The organism is Brevibacillus sp. LEMMJ03 (assembly GCF_007197875.1).
Classification (GTDB): domain Bacteria; phylum Bacillota; class Bacilli; order Brevibacillales; family Brevibacillaceae; genus Brevibacillus; species Brevibacillus thermoruber.
In genome coordinates this window covers 1-420 of record NZ_VKJN01000092.1, presented here as the reverse complement: position 1 = coordinate 420, position 420 = coordinate 1, and the positions used below count along the sequence as shown (strand labels likewise).

Annotated in this window: 1 protein-coding gene; it reads left to right on the top strand. The window is 60.2% G+C overall.

Features of this window, described 5'->3' with window-relative positions:
• On the top strand, window positions 1-420 hold a 420-nt coding region (locus tag FOI68_RS22950; protein WP_185974038.1), incomplete at both ends, for an alpha-L-fucosidase.

The window sequence follows — 420 nt, the reverse complement described above, 5'->3', positions numbered from 1 at the left end:
ATCCTTCGCAGCTCGGCTACAAAGACTTGATCCCGCTGTGGAAAGCGGAGAAGTTCGACCCCGAAGCCTCGATGGACCTGTACGCAGCCGCCGGCGCCAAATACTTCGTCAGCATGGGCGTCCATCACGACAACTTCGATTTGTGGAATTCACGCCACCACCGCTGGAACGCAGTGTCCATGGGCCCGAAGCGGGACATTGTCGGCGCCTGGCGCGATGCCGCGCGGCGCCGCGGACTGCATTTCGGGGTCTCCGAGCACCTCGGCGCAAGCCACAACTGGTTCTACCCGAGTCACTTGTACGACCAGTTCTGGCCCAAAATCGGCGTCAACTACGACGGAGCCGATCCGCAGTATTCGGATCTCTATCACCCAAAACATGACGAACCGTACCGCGGGCATGCAGACACCTGGTACACCA